The organism is Paenibacillus sp. JCM 10914, from assembly GCF_001315105.1.
In the GTDB taxonomy this organism is placed as follows: Bacteria; Bacillota; Bacilli; order Paenibacillales; family Paenibacillaceae; genus Paenibacillus_AQ.
In genome coordinates, this window is record NZ_BAZR01000020.1 from 38418 (window position 1) to 54440 (window position 16023).

Consider the following 16023-nt stretch of genomic DNA (forward strand, 5'->3'; position numbering starts at 1 on the left):
AACCGAACAAATAACCAGATATGTAGTAATAAAGGCCCAAGGAAGCGGAGGTTATAGCTTACACTTGTCCCGAAATATAAAAAGCCTCATCCTCTCGAAGTAAGCAAGGGAGGAGGCCTATAGAGTTATTAACCAAAATTAACCATATTGAAGCGATACATATAATTTGATGATCAAAAAGGCTGCCATTGCAGCTTGCTAGCTTGTTGAAAGCGTTCCGCAACTTCCGGCCAGTAAACCACGTTCCACCAGTCTTGAATATAAGCTTTCCGTTTATTCTGATGCTTGAGATAGTAAGCATGTTCCCATACATCCAGAGCGAGCAGGGGGACGACATCCCACTGAGATAGATTTTGATGCTTCTCGGCTTGCAGAATCTGAAGTCGATGACTGCGTGGACTCCAGACGAGGATGGCCCAGCCTCCACCTTCTACCTTATCGGCTGCTTCGGTAAATTGCTGTTTGAATTGATCATAGCTCCCGAAATCCCGCTTGATTTGTTTGGCAAGTTCCCCGCTGGGGTCTCCGCCACCCTTCGGATTCATAATCGTCCAGAATAGGGTGTGCAGATAATGGCCGGCTCCGTTGAATGCCAGCTCCCGCTCCCAGTGCTTCACAAGGTCGAAGTCGCCGCTTTTTCGGGCTTCCTCAAGCTTCTTCTCCGCCTTGTTCAAACCGTCGACATAGCTTTGATGATGGATATCATGATGAATACGCATCGTCTTCTCATCGATATAAGGCTCAAGTGCATTGTAGTTATACGGGAGGGGAGGCAGACGATGGCCGCCGATTGGCACGGCCGTACCTGGAGAACCAGTCCCTTGAACCGCAAGCGTAGGATTAGGTTCCAGCACGACCGTCTGGTTGGACTTGGATTCCTGCATGAACTGCTCCAGCGCGCCTGGGGAATTCAAGGTTTCCAATTGGTTGAGGAAATGTTCGGATTCACGGATGAGATGGTGGAGTACCGTGCTGGCAAGCGGAACCTTCTGAACAGCGGTGCTGTTATCCTTAAGTCCTTTTAATTGGCGAACGAACTCTCTTGATTGATCGCAGGCTGCAGTGAGCAGCAATTCAATCTGTGTGAGCACTTGTGGGGAACCGGCATTATCGTAGCGAAGAATATGACGCAGTAATTCGTCCGCCGCCCGTTCCGTATCGGCAAATACGGTGGACCACTCATCCAGAACCTTGATATAGGTTGGCTCCAGGTCAGGCAGGATGGCTTTGATCAATGTGATATGCTTGCGTTCCTGATGCTTCCAATCTCGTATTTCTTCCAGTAACCGTACGGGGAGTTTAGCCCCATAAATGAATAACATGTCCGTCCCTCCCATATTAAGTTCACTATGCACACTATATTCATGCAGAAGCCTGTATTATGAAGAGGGAAATAAAAAAGAACTGCCCTACAGTTCATCTCATGATGATCGTAGGGCAGTTCTATGGACATGATTACATGCCGGCATTGTCCGGGGATTGCAATTTGCCGAGGAAGGTGGAGACTCTGCGTAAATACTCTCGCGGATGCTCACGGAAAATAAGTTCATGATGCGCATTTTCGACGATCCAGGAGTCGGAATCGGGATGGGTTTGATTCGATGCGATCTTCTCGGCAATCGGATATGGCGCTTTATCGTCTCTCGTCCCGTGAATGAATAGCGTTGGGAACGGATAATCATTTTTCTTCACTTCATTATAAGGAATCTGATCCAAGCTGGTGCCGTTAAGAACTGGGAAGAGCAGTTCCAGAATCTCTAGCGATGGATGTCGCGGCAGATTGATTTGGTTGTGAATGTTATGGTAAAGCGTATCCGGCTCGAGCAGGAACGAGCTGTCCAGAATCATAGCATCCACATCTTTCGTCTCAAGTCCGGCTTGAAGGGCGGTACCTGCGCCCATGGAGAATCCCCATACAACAATCTGTTTGGCACCGCGCTGTTTCACATGCTCGATGGCACCCAGCAATTGGCGTTTCTCCTCCTTGCCGCCGGTAGCCACTTCTTTACTTGTCTGAGAGGCGAAGCCGTAATCAAACATAAGCACATTAAAGTTCATGTTATGCGCGTAATGAGCGATATCGTACATGGGCACCCATGTTTCTTCCCGGTTTGCTCCATATCCGTGGCTAAGCACAATCGTTTTGTTAGATCGTTCCGCAGGGATATACCACCCGTTTATATCCCGTTTACCGTCAATAGAGTGAAACGTGACGCTCTCATAATTCATGTCCTTGGCCAACTTCGGGTTGGAATATAGCGGCGCTACCGTCGGATTCGACAAGACCCATGCGATATAGGCGTGAAGAGCAATGAAACAAAAGATCAGAAAGAATACGACGGATAACACGAGAGCTAATATAATATGTTTAAAACGTACCAGTCCAGGGGAAAGCTCAGCTGGCGTATCATTCGTTTGGGAGAGTGGGGCGTTGCTACCAGTCGTTGTGCTCATGATTGGCCCCTCCTAACCATGTAATATTTTCGTCAATATGAAAATTCAGAAGTTAACATAATCGTATGCTGGCATGCCTATAAAGTCAATGGATATAAGGAGATTGTAAGACAAATGTAAACTCCGTCCCATATGGTTTACTTTTGATAAGAATTCTCATATAATTCTTGTAACCAGGTTTCATGTAATGAAACAGGAGAGGAGCAGGTCGGGAATGGAAGACCGTAAATTAACCGTACGTGCTGTAGAACGGGCACTGGATATATTAATGTGTTTTACGAAGAACAGCGAACTAGCCTTGACGGAAATTTCCGCCCTTATCGGACTTCACAAGAGTACGGTTCATCGACTGCTAACAACGCTGGAAGACAGAGGTTTTGTGGTACGGAACAAAGAGACGGAGAAATACCGGCTCGGTCTGAAAATATGGGAGTTGTCGATGCATCTATCGCAGAGCGACGATCCCGCGATCCGGTTATTACCTGCAATGGAAGCACTGAGGGATCGCCTTGGAGAGACGGTAAGTCTTTATTTACGAGACGAGGCTGAGCGGCTGCGTATTCAGGCCGTTCAGAGTAATCAAGCCATCCGGCGGGTGGCCCAGGTAGGCGTAAGATTACCGCTGTACGTCGGGGCTTCCAGCAAGGTGCTAGTGGCCTTTGCACCGCAGGTGGATCAAGATGAACTGCTGAACTCTCAGGACTGGCCGGAGTCTGTGGATCGTGAGGTATACCGACAACAGCTCGCCGAGATTTTGAAGGTCGGCTATGCGATTAGTATGGAGGAGCGGGAGCCAGGAGCGGCGGCGGTATCGGTCCCGATCTTTGATCGTTACGGCAAGGCGGCAGCGGCATTATCGATGTCGGGGCCGGTTACACGGCTTTCAGCCGATACATTAAGGGAATACGCTCCTGTACTCAAGGAAGCAGCGCGAGAGATGGGTATGATGATATAGATTGTGTCATGCAAGTACGGAGTTAACGAGCATGTACTTAAAGAGCGCGAGTTACGGGGAGCAAGGCCCGCTAACTCGCGCTCTTTAATCATATTCAGTATCAAGGTGTCATGTGGTGTTCTTCGTAAAACTTTTCTAGGGCCGCTTCTTCATGTTTTCCGTCATTTTCTGATGCAGAATTTCCTGGAAGGTGGCCGGCTTATTATTAGACTCATTCTTAGGGGATGCCACAACCGGTTGTGGACGTTGGTACTGATGATGAAAGGGAGCCATCGTATGTATTTTAATCATGGGGCCATCCTCCTGAACAATGGATTTTCAACATGGTTTGTACCCTTTAACCGCCTCAGACGCATTCGAAACGGAATTTCCAATATTCAGGAGGAAAGTACCGGAAAAATAGAAATCCCCAACATCCGACAAGTGGATGTTGGGGATTTATTCCTAAGGCTAAAGCGCCTATCGGTGTTGCTTTATTGGTTCGATGCGATCATTTGACGCAGTACCGTTTGGAGGATACCTCCGTTATGGTAGTAGTCCACGTCCACCATGCTGTCCAGACGAGCGGTAGCTTGGAACTCGAATTGCGTTCCGTCTTCGCGTGTAGCGATAACCGTCAACTCTTGACCTGGTTTCACATCGTTGCTGAGACCTAAGATATCAAATGTCTCGCGGCCGTTCAGTCCAAGGCTCTTCCAGCCATGGCCTTCTTGGAACTGGAGCGGGAGAACGCCCATGCCCACAAGGTTGGAGCGGTGGATACGTTCAAAGCTTTCAGCCAGTACAGCCTTGACGCCGAGGAGATACGTACCTTTGGCTGCCCAGTCACGGGAGCTTCCTGTACCGTATTCTTTACCTGCAATAACGACCAGGTTCTGTCCGCCTGCTTGATAGTTCATCGAAGCATCGTAGATGGACATCACTTCATCGGTTGGCAGATACGTCGTAACACCGCCTTCGGTACCTGGTGCTACTTGGTTGCGGATACGGATGTTCGCGAACGTACCGCGCATCATGACTTCGTGGTTACCACGGCGGGAGCCGTAGGAGTTGAAATCTTTGCGCTCAACGTTGCGATCGCTCAAGTATTTGCCTGCAGGGCTGTTGGTGGCAATATTACCTGCTGGCGAAATATGGTCGGTTGTGACCGAATCGCCCAAGAGAGCCAATACACGAGATTCCTTAATGTCTTGAATGTCGTTCAGGCCGTTACCGAGGCTTTCGAAGAACGGTGGATTCTGAATGTAAGTGGACAGATCGTCCCACTCGTACAATTCGCCCTCTGGAACAGGGATCTTGTTCCAACGCTCGTTCGCGGTAAACACATTCTCGTATTTCTCACGGAACGATGCCGCGCTAACCGCTTGGCTGATCGCTTCGCGAATCTCGGTACTGGAAGGCCAGATATCTTTCAGGTATACCGGCTCGTTGTTTGGATCGTAACCGATCGGATCGTTCTGCAGGTCGATATTCACGGTTCCTGCAAGAGCGTATGCAACAACTAGTGGCGGTGAAGCCAGATAATTGGCTTTAACCTGAGCATGCACGCGGCCTTCGAAGTTACGGTTACCGGAGAGGACGGCAGCAACGGTCATGTCGTTGTCGGCAATCGCTTCACTCACTTCGTCAGGCAACGGACCGGAGTTACCGATGCAAGTTGCACAGCCATAACCAGCAACGTAGAATCCAAGGGATTCCAGATAGTTGAGCAGACCGGCTTTCTCCAGATAGTCGGTTACGACTAGGGAGCCTGGTGTCAAGCTGCTCTTCACGTAGCCTGGTTTGGTAAGGCCGCGTTCCACAGCCTTCTTAGCCAGAAGTCCTGCGCCGAGCATAACGCTTGGGTTGGAAGTGTTGGTACAGCTTGTGATGGCTGCGATAACAACGGCACCGGTGCCCATTTCGCTAGTAGAGCCGTCTTTATGCTCAACCTTAACGGTCTCTGCGATCTTCTCGTCGCTAAGTCCATATCCGCCTTTGTCGATCGGTGTGCGAATAATATCATTGAAGTTCTGCTTCATATCAGTAAGTTCAATACGGTCTTGCGGACGCTTCGGACCAGCCAAGCTCGGTACAACCGATGCAAGATCAAGTTCGATGACATCAGAGAAATCAGGATCTGGTGTATCCGCTGTACGGAACATATTCTGTGCTTTATAGTAGCTTTCTACGAGCTCAACCTGCTCATCAGTACGACCCGTGTTGCGAAGGTATTCCAGCGTCTCGCTGTCAACCGGGAAGAAGCCGACGGTCGCGCCGTATTCTGGAGCCATGTTGGCAACCGTTGCACGGTCAGCCAGACTGATGTTAGCAAGACCGGGACCATAGAATTCCACGAACTTGCCGACTACGCCTTTTTTACGGAGAAGTTCAGTTACCGTCAAGGCAAGGTCAGTTGCAGTTGAACCTTCTGCGAGGCTGCCTGTCAGTTTGAAGCCGATAACCTCAGGTGTTACGAAGTACAGTGGTTGGCCAAGCATGCCTGCTTCCGCCTCGATACCGCCAACACCCCAACCTACAACGCCAAGACCGTTGATCATGGTCGTATGGGAGTCCGTACCTACGAGGGAGTCAGGGAATACAACGGTCTCACCGTCAACCGTCTTCGTAGCCGCTACGGAAGCAAGGTACTCGAGGTTAACTTGGTGAACGATACCCGTTCCAGGAGGAACCGCACGGAAGTTGTTGAACGCTGTCTGAGCCCAGCGAAGGAAGCGGTAGCGCTCTTCGTTACGCTCGAATTCCACTTTCATGTTGTATTCGAGTGCTTGATCGGTACCGAAAGCATCAACCATCACGGAGTGGTCAATAACAAGATCGACCGGAACGAGCGGATTGATCTGCTTCGGGTCACCGCCGGACTTCTTAACGGTGTCGCGCATAGCAGCGAGATCGACAACGACTGGAACGCCGGTGAAATCCTGCAGGACGATACGAGCAGGAATGAACGGAATCTCTTTGTTGTTGTCACGGGCTTCATTCCACTTGGATAACAATTTAACGTGATCTTCTGTAATGGCACGTCCATCGAACTGGCGAACGGCAGCTTCAAGCAGCACGCGAATCGAGAATGGGAGCTTGGATACGTCGCCGTAACCTTGCTCTTCGAGCGCCTGCAGGCTGAAGTAACGGTAGTTCTTTCCAGCCACCTCAAGGTTACGTGAGATGGAGAATTGATCTTTAACTGACATACATGAACCTCCTTGAGTCTTTTCAATGCGAGTTTGTTGTTTCGCTAGATGAAACCTTATTTCATAAATTGACTTACTTTAAGTATAACGTTTTCAGTTAGCTACGTAAAGCATTTTTTATAGAAGAAAAAAATTGAAAAGAGCGTAAACAAGCCCGATTTTTACTCGTAACAAAAGCACTGAAGTCCAGGGTTAAGCGTAATCTCTAGACCAAAGTTCATAGCCTGCCGGGTCTCTTCATATATTTGAATTAGGGAAGTGCGTGGCAAGGTCAGGCCAGAGGAGGAGAGAGGTTATGCACAGTCTGAAGCAGGCAGAGAAACCATGGAGGCAAGCAATATATATTTACGTCAATCAATATAACCAAAATCGTGTGGACTATTCTTCAGGCCTCAAAGAGCAAATCATAGCGGATCTGGACTACTTGGTAGCCAGGGGCGAGAGACAGTTCAGATTGCAATCGTGGTACAAGGAGCGGGAAGCTGTACCTCTGAAATGTGAGACCCGTGCCCGGTTACAGCGGATATTAAGGGAGACAGAGGACGATGTTGTAGCAGATGTAAGGCTGCATAGCGTATTTTACTATGACAAGCGGGGCATGACACATCGCGAGGACACCATCTCATGGGAACGATTGACGCTGATCCGGGACGGGGATGCTTGGGTTATCGTCGGGATTGAACGAATCCAGGATGAGCGCCATCCGAAGCTGAACAATATCCACTTGCCTGCGGACCATCATGGCGTGAATCGAGAGCCGTCTCTTCCATTCATGAATGGGCGGGTGTATTCCGGCGGAGGCAGTCCGCGCTCGGGCCGTTATGAGCGCGAAGCCGCTGCTGCTTATGCTGATCGCTACTGGGAAACGGCCAATCCGGAGTTCGAAGAATTCGACGTAGACTGCACGAATTATATCTCCCAGTGCCTCTTTGCAGGTAAAGCTCCAATCCACTATACTGGTAGGAGAGAAGCGGGATGGTGGTATAAGGGCTATGTGAACAAGCGGGAATGGTGGAGCTTCAGTTGGGCGGTTTCCAACAGCTTTGCGCACTATTTAAACAACAGCTCGTCAGGGCTGAGAGCAGAGCAGGTGGAACGGCCGGAACAACTGATGCTCGGCGATGTCATCGTTTACGATTGGGATGGTGACGGGGCGTTTCAGCACAGCACCGTCGTAACGGCGTTTGATGCGGAAGGCATGCCTCTGGTGAATGCGCACACCGTATCCAGTCGTCACCGCTTCTGGGATTACCGGGATTCATACGCCTGGAATGAGAACACGAAGTACCGTTTATACCATATACCCGATTATTTTTAGGATGACAGCATGTCATGCTGCAATACGGACAAAAGAGAGGTTAACATGGGACAGGACAAATTAAAGGTTGGCTTGGTATACGGGGGTAAGTCAGGCGAGCATGAAGTGTCGTTATCCACGGCATTTGCGGTCATGAACGCATTTGATTTTGATAAATATGAATTAATCCCGTTCTATATTTCGAAACAGGGATCTTGGAGGATCGGCAGCACGCTAAATGCTCCATTTACGCAGCAAGAAGATCTAAAGCTGGTTGATGGAGAGGACACACAGTCTGCGCTTAATGCCGTATTCAGCCGACTGTACGGGCAGGAGAAGCCGACCGTCGATATTATGTTTCCGTTGCTGCACGGTACGTATGGTGAGGATGGAACGATCCAAGGGCTGTTCGAGATGGCCGATATACCTTATGTAGGCACCGGAGTATTAACCTCAGCTGCAGGCATGGATAAAGTCGTCATGAAAAAGCTGTTCGCGGAGGCGGGGCTGCCACAGTGCGAGTATAGTTATTTCAACAGATCGCAGTGGAACCGGAGCGAACATGAGTTGCTCCAACAGATTGAGCATAAGCTTGGATATCCGAGCTTCGTCAAGCCGGCTAATCTGGGCTCCAGCGTCGGGATATCCAAGGCCAAGAACCGAGGACAGTTACGGGAAGCGATCCAAACCGCGCTTCGCTTCGATGATAAAATCATCGTCGAGGAGTTCGTGGACGCCCGCGAGGTGGAAGTGAGCGTGCTTGGCAGTGATGAACCGATGGCATCGGTTCCGGGTGAAATCGTTTCTTCTAGTGAATACTACGACTATGCCGCTAAATACACGGACGGTCAATCGCAAATGCAGATTCCGGCCGATATCGACCCGGATACGGCCGATCAGTTGCGTGAACTTGCCATTACGGCCTTCAGGGCTATTGAAGGCGACGGAATTACCCGCGCGGATTTTTTCTTCCGTCGTTCGGACGGCAAGATCCTGATTAACGAAGTGAACACGATGCCGGGCTTTACTCCGTTCAGTATGTACCCGCTTCTGTGGAGAGAGACTGGGGTCTCCTACCGAGAGCTGCTTGACCGAATGATTGAACTCGGCCTTGAGCGTTACAACCGCAAACATGCTCTACTCTATGAGAACCAAGTGTAGCACACTGTATATAGCACCATATATATGAATGCCAAGGGGAGTCCGCATCAATAATCGGCTCCCCTTGAGTCTAACAATCTGTAATGAAAGGATGGTCTACTTTTATGGGATTCCAAACTGAATTTAATTCTGTATGCAAGTTCAAGAGCGAGCAGGAGTTGTACGAGCTGTTGGAATACGGGCGTGGCAAGATGTTAAAAGATGGTCTTCGTGTGTTTCCGACCGGACAGAAGGTCATTGCTTATTCGCCGGATAACCAGGCGGTAGCGATTGTGCTGATTACGGCCTGCGTTTCGGAGATTAATTTTCAGAGCCGTGAAGTGACTTCGGTTGAGCTGCAATTGATCCGCAAATTGACTGATGAGGAATCCAGAGTGCAGACGCTCTCGCCCACGAAATGTTTTTTGGAGACCGTGCATGATTGTACGTTTCGGTTATGTAGCCATGTCTACGGTCGTGCAGAATGCTTCCCCATCCAAGACCATGACCATGAAGAGCTTTCTGAAACTGGCGGACCATGAGGCCGGCATACACAAATTGGAGCGAATAGCGAATGAGAATCTACATAACACGCTGAGATTGCTTAGGCATAATCTTGCGCACGATATTCAAGTATACCGTTTCTCCTCAAAGTTGATTCCCCTGGCTACTCACCAGGATATGCGGGATTGGAATCCGTTTCCCGCGTTACGGGAAGGATTTCAAGCGATCGGTGAGTTCGTGAAGAAACATGAGATGAGAGTTTCCTTTCATCCCGACCACTTTACGGTGTTAAGTACACCCAGACCGGAAGTGTTGACGAATTCGATTCGGGATTTGGAAGCCCACGTTCGGATGCTGGAGGCGATGGGATTGTCGTCCGCCATGAAAAACAATATCCATATCGGTGGGGCTTACGGAGACAAGCCGTCCGCCTCATCCCGATTCATCGAGCACTTTCATCTGCTCGATCAGAGCATTAAAGAGCGGCTGACACTGGAAAACGACGACAAAACCTTCAATGCTCCCGAAACGCTGGCGGTATGCCAATCTACAGGACTGCCAATGGTGATCGATATTCATCACCAATGGGTCAACAATGACGGCGAAGCTCCTTGGGAGCTGTGGCCGGATATCCTCAGAACATGGGAGTCTCCTCTTGCACAGGCAGGGTCGGAGCTTGCCAATCCCTTGCCGCCGAAGATTCACGTCTCCAGCCCGAAGAGTCCAACGGATATTCGCAGCCATGCTGACGGTGTGGATGTCGTTCCGCTGCTCGCATTTTTACGCAACATTGCCAAGGTGACCCCGAAGGTAGACGTGATGATCGAAGCGAAGATGAAAGACGGTGCCCTGTTTGACCTCATGCGGGACCTGGCTTTGTATACAGAAGAGGGAGTAACCATACGCGATGGTGCCTCGATCGAGATTAAACCATAGGACAAGCTTGCTTTCCATAATATGTTTAACTGGATTGTACCTAGCAAATTCTTCATGCTCCCTGAGGATAGGTCTTGCAAGTTATCAAGATTTAAGGTACGTTGGAATTACTGGAAGTAACATACAGGTATTATGTCAAAGTTCGTTTCCGCCAAGCATACCGACGTGCTTTAAGGGACGGACTTTTGTTGAAATAGGGCGGAAATTCATGAGAGGTTGCCCTCTCTTACCTCGTATTACTTGAATAGAATGTAGGGGTATGCAAAGAAATCAATAGATTGATATAGAAAGTAGTGTGAGTGCTTTGAACGAAAATGATAAGGTACCTTATGTTGTTAGCAGTAAGAGTTATACAGCCGTGGCTATCAATTGCGCTTCCAAAGCGGGGGAATGGATCAAGAGCAGACTGGGAACAGTAGAAAGGCTCAGCACCAAGGTATCTGCGCAGGATATCGTGACCGAGGTTGATAAGGGAGCGGAGCAGATGATCCGCAAGCTGATCCTGACGCACTTCCCTGATCACGCAATTCTTGGGGAAGAAGGGGTGGAGCCAGGGGCAGAGGCGGCTGCAAGGGCGCTGCAAGCGGCACAGGACGAAGAATACTTGTGGATTATCGATCCGATTGATGGCACAACGAATTATGTGCACGGATTCCCGTTCTATTCGGTGTCGATCGCACTGGCTCATCGCGGTCAAGTCATTGTAGGTGTCATATACGATCCTTCCAGAGATGAATTGTTTGTTGCTGAGAAGGGCAAAGGCGCCTACGTACATGGCAGTCCGATGCATGTGTCCGGTGAGGAGCAGTTATCGGATAGTTTGTTCGCTTCGGGCTTTCCGCTCGACGCCGCAGTCAACCTGCCTCAGAATATGGCCGAGCTGCAGATGCTGCTGCCCAAGGTACGCAATATCAGAGCCGGCGGTTCGGCGGCGCTTCATCTCGCATATGTGGCAACTGGTCGCTTAAGCGGTTACTGGGAGCGGGGGCTCAGCGCATGGGATGCAGCTGCCGGCGCATTGCTGGTTCAGGAATCTGGAGGCAGAGTTTCTGATACGGAAGGGCGTCCATATGACTTGGCGGTACGGAACATTGCGGCTACGAATGGCTTGATTCATCAAGGATTGCTGGATACGTTGAAAGAAGCGAGCGATTCGGCTCGCTAGACTAGAGCACGTCGAACACCTCACCATAAGGAGTGGCAGCGTACAATGAATGAGAAGCACGATCAGGATTTGGAGCGTCAGCTCAGCGACATGCTGACCGAAGGCGAGATGCAGCAGAAGGATCGGGAGCAGGAGCAGCGGCGGCTCCTTAATCCGAAATACGAGATCCGCATTCAGACCCAGCTCGATCCCATCGTCGAGGAGACCAAGCAATATCGCAGCATGGCGAAGGAACTCGATGATCGCTATGATAAGTACATGGAACAGGCTGATAAGAAAGCAAAGCCAGACAATCAAGACGCATAATTTCGGTAGCGCTTACGGTTTAACCCAAATAAGACAACGGGAATGGACAGCACATCAAGGCGCTGTCCATTTTTTTAGATTATGTGCAGCATTCAGGTCTTGAGTACCCAGGCGGGGACGAAGGTGGTAAAATAAGACTGTACTCATAAAATGATGATCAAGTAATGGGGAGTGATGACATGGTCAAATTTTGGAAAAAGGGTCTGGCTGCCATAACCGGTACTTTGATGCTGGCAGTGACGTTGCTGGGACCCGGCATAGCACCAGCTTATGCCGCCGAAACAGCTGCGAAGGATCATACATACCGTATCGTGACGCTGGGGGATTCGTTGACCGTTGGATACGAGCCGGACATAGACCCGGCGGTTAAGCCATATTACGGATTTGTGGAGCGCTTGAACGAGCAAGCTTTACACTATGGTCGTACCGAAGTTACGAATCTCGGCATTGGCGGACTGAAGACAGAAGGCCTCAAGAACTATATTCAGGCGATCGTGGACGAGCGTGCGATCACGGCAGATGAGCTGCAACCGGGTCTGAGCGGCATAGATCCAAGAACGAAACAGATCGGAGCAGCGGCGGCCAAGGCGAAGTCGGTTGTGGCTAACGCCGATTTGATTACCGTAACCATCGGCGGTAACGATATGATGAGCTTGGTGAACACGATTAGTGAAATGAACGATGAACAGTTAAAAGCCAATATCGCCCAATTGTTTGAACAGTATACTGATAATGTCACGTCCGTTATGACGAACCTGCAGTTACTGAACCCTGGCGCGGCCATCGTATTGGCGGATCAGTATAACCCGATGCCTAAGATCGCGGATGAAATCGCTTACGCCAAGTTGGTGGCCGCTGCCGGCGAATTCACCAAGCTGGTGGATGGCTTAGCGGCAGAGTTCGCGAGTCAAGGAGTGGACATAAAGGTTGCCCATGTAGCTCAGAAATTCGTCGGCTCGGAAATTACGATGACGCATATCCTGAAGAAGGATATTCACCCGAACCAGTATGGGTATGAGACGATGGCCATCATCTTCGCCGAAACCATCTGGGGCAGCTACAAGGCACCGGTCGTTCCTGCACAGGGTCAACCGATGCGCATCGTGGTGAAGGGCAAGGAATTGAACACGCCGTACAAACCAATTCTACGCGATAACCTGAATTATGTTGCCATCCAGGACATCGTTAACGCCGTTGGTGCCACCACCAAGTGGGAGAATAAAACGTCCAGTGCAACCATCACGTTCGGAGATCAGACTGTGGTCGTGACGATTGGTGCCAAGACCGTGATGGTGAACGGAACGGCTGTACCAATTGATACACCAGCATTCCTGCATAAGGTAGGCAAAGAAGATAAAACCTATGTTCCATTGGCCGTGATTGCTTCAGGTTTAGGCTTTGATGTTCAATATGTCTCTAAACAGCGTACCGCATTCATCAATCTGTAAGCTGCATAGGAAAGGAATTAGCCGCAGCGGCATTTCGCCGTTGCGGCTTGTTTCATGACTCCCATGGGAAGAAAGTGGCAGAGATGTGACAGGGCAGGATCAGGCATTGATCGCGTCGAAGCTTGTGTAACAACAAAGAAGAGATATAGATAGTGGGGGGAGACGAGCAATGAATGGACCGATGATCATGACGTTGTCTGTCCTGGCAGTGGCATCCGTGTTGTTCATGTCAGGCAGAGTACGTTCAGATCTAGTCGCAATTGGTGTATTAATGGTATTAATGCTGGCTGACATCTTGACACCTGCAGAAGCGTTATCAGGCTTCTCGAATTCGGTTGTCATCATGATGATTGGCTTGTTCGTGGTCGGCGGGGGGATCTTCCAGACCGGCTTGGCCAAGATGGCTAGCAAAAAGCTGCTGCAGCTTGGTGGTGGAAGCGAAACTCGCTTGCTGATCATGATCATGCTGGTCACCGCGCTCATTGGCGGTTTCGTGAGCAATACGGGAACCGTGGCCGTGATGTTGCCGATCGTGGTCAGCTTGGCATACAGCGCACAGATTAACCCGGGCCGTCTGCTGATGCCGCTTGCGTTCGCCAGCAGCCTTGGCGGGATGCTGACGCTAATCGGTACACCGCCCAACCTCGTTATTCAAGAGACGCTGGTCAATGCCGGGGAAGAGGGTCTGTCGTTCTTCTCATTCCTGCCGATTGGACTGGTCTGTCTGGCGACGGGGATCATTGCCCTGCTGTTTCTGCGTCGGTTCCTTCCGGCCGATGAAGCGGTAGAGGGCAATCGGGCGGCACGCTCAATTAAGGAGCTTGCCAAGCAATATCAGCTGACGCAAAATCTGTATAGAATCCAAGTCGGTACGGATTCCTTGATCCGATCCAAGACGCTGCGCGAGCTGGATATTCCGGCAACATTCGGTATTCACGTGATCGAGATTCGCCGTAAGATGTCAGCGAAGAATCAATTTTTCAAGACGATCAATCAAGAAATTGCCGGGCCGCAGACCGTGATTGAGGCAGACGATATTCTGTATGTGAACGGTTCGTATGAGCATGCACAGCGGTTTGCAGACGAGTACGGACTGGAGATACTGGATCAGCATGCGCAAGAGCAGCACGCAAACGCGAGTGAGTCTAAGCCATACGCTACAAGCGACGTAGGGATTGCCGAAGTTATGCTCACGCCCTCGTCACGCTTGATTGATCAGCTTGTTAAGCACTCCGGCTTTCGGGAAAAATACAGAGTGAATATTCTCGGAATTCAGCGCAAGGAGCAGTATCTGCTCCATAACCTGAAGGAGGAGCGAATGCGATTTGGCGACGCCTTGCTCGTGCAAGGGACGTGGAAGGACATTGCGCTGCTCGCATCCGAACAGACCGATGTCGTCGTGGTCGGTCAGCCAGCCGAGGAATCGCGCAAGGTAACGATGGACCAGAAGGCACCGATCGCTGCCGGAATTATGCTGCTCATGGTTATCCTGCTTATTACGGAATGGATTCCGGCTGTCGCTTCCGTAATGATCGCCGCGGTGCTGATGGTCGTACTGGGCTGTGTGCGTAATATGGAAGAAGCGTATAAGACCATCAATTGGGAGAGCATCGTGCTGATCGGCGGTATGATCCCGATGTCGATCGCGATAGAAAAGACGGGCGCGGCCACACTGATCTCGGATATGCTGGTCCATTCCTTAGGCAGCTACGGATCCATTGCACTGCTTGCAGGGGTTTATTTCACGACCTCGCTGTTGACTTTGTTCATCAGCAATACCGCTTGTGCGGTTTTGTTTGCTCCGATCGCGATGTCTGCCGCTGTGCAGATGGGAGCCAGCCCGTATCCGTTCCTGTTTGCCGTATCGATCGCAGCGAGCATGTGCTTTGCTTCGCCATTCTCGACCCCGCCGAACGCACTCGTGATGTCGGCCGGGCGGTATAAGTTTAGTCACTACGTCAAGGTAGGGCTGCCGCTGCAGTTGATCATCGGGATCGTGATGATGGCGGTGCTGCCGTTGTTTTTCCCTTTCTAAGCAGATAGGGTAAGAACGCAGCAAGGGTGTACACTCCCGATCATGTCCGACAGGACGTGGTCGGGATTATTTACGTTTGAAGGACTCAGGTAAGAGAGGCAGTTATAGCGCCGAAAAAGAGGCGGCAGATCCCTCAGAGGGATTTGTAGGCGAGCAAAAGCGCCGAAAAAAGGGAAACAAGTCCCTCAGAAGGACTTGTAGGCAAGCAAAGCGCCGAAAAAGGAGCAACAAGTCCCTCAGAGGGACTTGTAAGCGAGCAAAGCTCCGAAAGAGAGGCAACAAGTCCCCTAGAAGGACTTGTAGGCAAGCAAAGCGCCGAAAAAGGGGCAACAGATCCCTCAGAGGGACTTGTAGGCAAGCAAAGCGCTCCCTAAGTCTTTTCGAGCAAACGATCAATTCCTCTCGTCATTCCCATATACAATAAATAAAGATTTGCCGCTCCATATCCCTACACGGCAGGAAATCACCGCGGGCAAGGCTAATATTTCATTATAACGATTCCTAACATCAATTCGTAAATATGCGCATGATTTTCGTAGGAATGACTACGCTGATAGCGCATGATTGTTGTTATGCTTGAAAAAGCCGGAGG

At 50.3% G+C, this 16023-nt stretch carries 12 protein-coding genes and 1 pseudogene; 9 read left to right on the forward strand and 4 right to left on the reverse strand.

What is annotated here, in order from left to right; all coding sequences use genetic code 11:
• Positions 1–173: 173 nt before the first annotated feature.
• Both JCM10914_RS19375 and JCM10914_RS19380 read right to left on the reverse strand, forming a co-directional pair.
• Complete coding sequence (locus JCM10914_RS19375) at positions 174–1322, reverse strand: Fe-Mn family superoxide dismutase (RefSeq protein ID WP_023963803.1); 1149 nt, start codon at positions 1320–1322, stop codon at positions 174–176.
• Between the two features lie 133 nt (positions 1323–1455).
• The gene (locus JCM10914_RS19380) at positions 1456–2454 is read right to left on the reverse strand and encodes an alpha/beta hydrolase (protein WP_023963805.1); all 999 of its coding nucleotides are present in this window, start codon (positions 2452–2454) and stop codon (positions 1456–1458) included.
• A gap of 214 nt (positions 2455–2668) precedes the next feature.
• On the opposite strand from JCM10914_RS19380, the gene JCM10914_RS19385 reads away from it, so the two are divergent.
• Positions 2669–3409, forward strand: a complete 741-nt coding sequence (locus JCM10914_RS19385) for an IclR family transcriptional regulator (protein ID WP_023963807.1) — start codon at positions 2669–2671, stop codon at positions 3407–3409.
• A 135-nt stretch (positions 3410–3544) separates the two neighbouring features.
• Here JCM10914_RS19385 and JCM10914_RS29345 read toward each other — a convergent pair whose 3' ends face one another.
• Both JCM10914_RS29345 and acnA read right to left on the reverse strand, forming a co-directional pair.
• Positions 3545–3700 (reverse strand): hypothetical protein, encoded by a 156-nt coding sequence (locus JCM10914_RS29345; RefSeq protein WP_023963809.1) that lies wholly within the window; start codon positions 3698–3700, stop codon positions 3545–3547.
• Between the two features lie 182 nt (positions 3701–3882).
• The gene (gene acnA, locus JCM10914_RS19395; protein WP_023963811.1) at positions 3883–6600 is read right to left on the reverse strand and encodes an aconitate hydratase AcnA; all 2718 of its coding nucleotides are present in this window, start codon (positions 6598–6600) and stop codon (positions 3883–3885) included.
• Between the two features lie 295 nt (positions 6601–6895).
• Between acnA and JCM10914_RS19400 the strand changes: the two genes are divergently transcribed.
• The 8 genes and pseudogenes from JCM10914_RS19400 to JCM10914_RS19435 all read left to right on the forward strand — a co-directional run bounded on the left by JCM10914_RS19400 (position 6896) and on the right by JCM10914_RS19435 (position 15431).
• Positions 6896–7918, forward strand: a complete 1023-nt coding sequence (locus JCM10914_RS19400) for an amidase domain-containing protein (RefSeq protein WP_023963813.1) — start codon at positions 6896–6898, stop codon at positions 7916–7918.
• Between the two features lie 45 nt (positions 7919–7963).
• Positions 7964–9058 carry a D-alanine--D-alanine ligase gene (locus JCM10914_RS19405; RefSeq protein WP_036719100.1) on the forward strand — a complete coding sequence of 365 codons (1095 nt, stop codon included), beginning with the start codon at positions 7964–7966 and terminating at the stop codon, positions 9056–9058.
• A gap of 104 nt (positions 9059–9162) precedes the next feature.
• Positions 9163–9479: pseudogene (locus JCM10914_RS19410) on the forward strand (hypothetical protein).
• Positions 9476–10477: a UV DNA damage repair endonuclease UvsE gene (uvsE, locus tag JCM10914_RS19415; protein WP_036719104.1), complete on the forward strand. Its 1002-nt coding sequence runs from the start codon at positions 9476–9478 to the stop codon at positions 10475–10477. Before JCM10914_RS19410 ends, uvsE begins: the two are co-directional and overlap by 4 nt.
• A 304-nt stretch (positions 10478–10781) precedes the next feature.
• The gene (locus JCM10914_RS19420) at positions 10782–11642 is read left to right on the forward strand and encodes an inositol monophosphatase family protein (protein ID WP_036719107.1); all 861 of its coding nucleotides are present in this window, start codon (positions 10782–10784) and stop codon (positions 11640–11642) included.
• A gap of 45 nt (positions 11643–11687) precedes the next feature.
• The gene (locus JCM10914_RS19425; protein WP_023963823.1) at positions 11688–11948 is read left to right on the forward strand and encodes a hypothetical protein; all 261 of its coding nucleotides are present in this window, start codon (positions 11688–11690) and stop codon (positions 11946–11948) included.
• Between the two features lie 179 nt (positions 11949–12127).
• Entirely contained in the window at positions 12128–13396 is a 1269-nt protein-coding gene (locus JCM10914_RS19430) for a stalk domain-containing protein (protein WP_023963825.1), read from the forward strand.
• Between the two features lie 169 nt (positions 13397–13565).
• Positions 13566–15431, forward strand: a complete 1866-nt coding sequence (locus tag JCM10914_RS19435) for an SLC13 family permease (RefSeq protein WP_023963827.1) — start codon at positions 13566–13568, stop codon at positions 15429–15431.
• Positions 15432–16023 lie beyond the last annotated feature (592 nt).

Excerpts from the sequence above, each read along its gene's own strand:
- JCM10914_RS19430 (WP_023963825.1), top strand. The coding sequence starts at position 12,128 with ATGGTCAAATTTTGGAAAAAGGGTCTGGCTGCCATAACCGGTACTTTG.
- JCM10914_RS19380 (WP_023963805.1), bottom strand. The coding sequence starts at position 2,454 with ATGAGCACAACGACTGGTAGCAACGCCCCACTCTCCCAAACGAATGAT.
- uvsE (WP_036719104.1), top strand. The coding sequence starts at position 9,476 with ATGATTGTACGTTTCGGTTATGTAGCCATGTCTACGGTCGTGCAGAAT.
- JCM10914_RS19375 (WP_023963803.1), bottom strand. The coding sequence starts at position 1,322 with ATGTTATTCATTTATGGGGCTAAACTCCCCGTACGGTTACTGGAAGAA.
- JCM10914_RS19425 (WP_023963823.1), top strand. The coding sequence starts at position 11,688 with ATGAATGAGAAGCACGATCAGGATTTGGAGCGTCAGCTCAGCGACATG.
- JCM10914_RS19400 (WP_023963813.1), top strand. The coding sequence starts at position 6,896 with ATGCACAGTCTGAAGCAGGCAGAGAAACCATGGAGGCAAGCAATATAT.
- JCM10914_RS29345 (WP_023963809.1), bottom strand. The coding sequence starts at position 3,700 with ATGATTAAAATACATACGATGGCTCCCTTTCATCATCAGTACCAACGT.
- acnA (WP_023963811.1), bottom strand. The coding sequence starts at position 6,600 with ATGTCAGTTAAAGATCAATTCTCCATCTCACGTAACCTTGAGGTGGCT.
- JCM10914_RS19435 (WP_023963827.1), top strand. The coding sequence starts at position 13,566 with ATGAATGGACCGATGATCATGACGTTGTCTGTCCTGGCAGTGGCATCC.
- JCM10914_RS19385 (WP_023963807.1), top strand. The coding sequence starts at position 2,669 with ATGGAAGACCGTAAATTAACCGTACGTGCTGTAGAACGGGCACTGGAT.
- JCM10914_RS19405 (WP_036719100.1), top strand. The coding sequence starts at position 7,964 with ATGGGACAGGACAAATTAAAGGTTGGCTTGGTATACGGGGGTAAGTCA.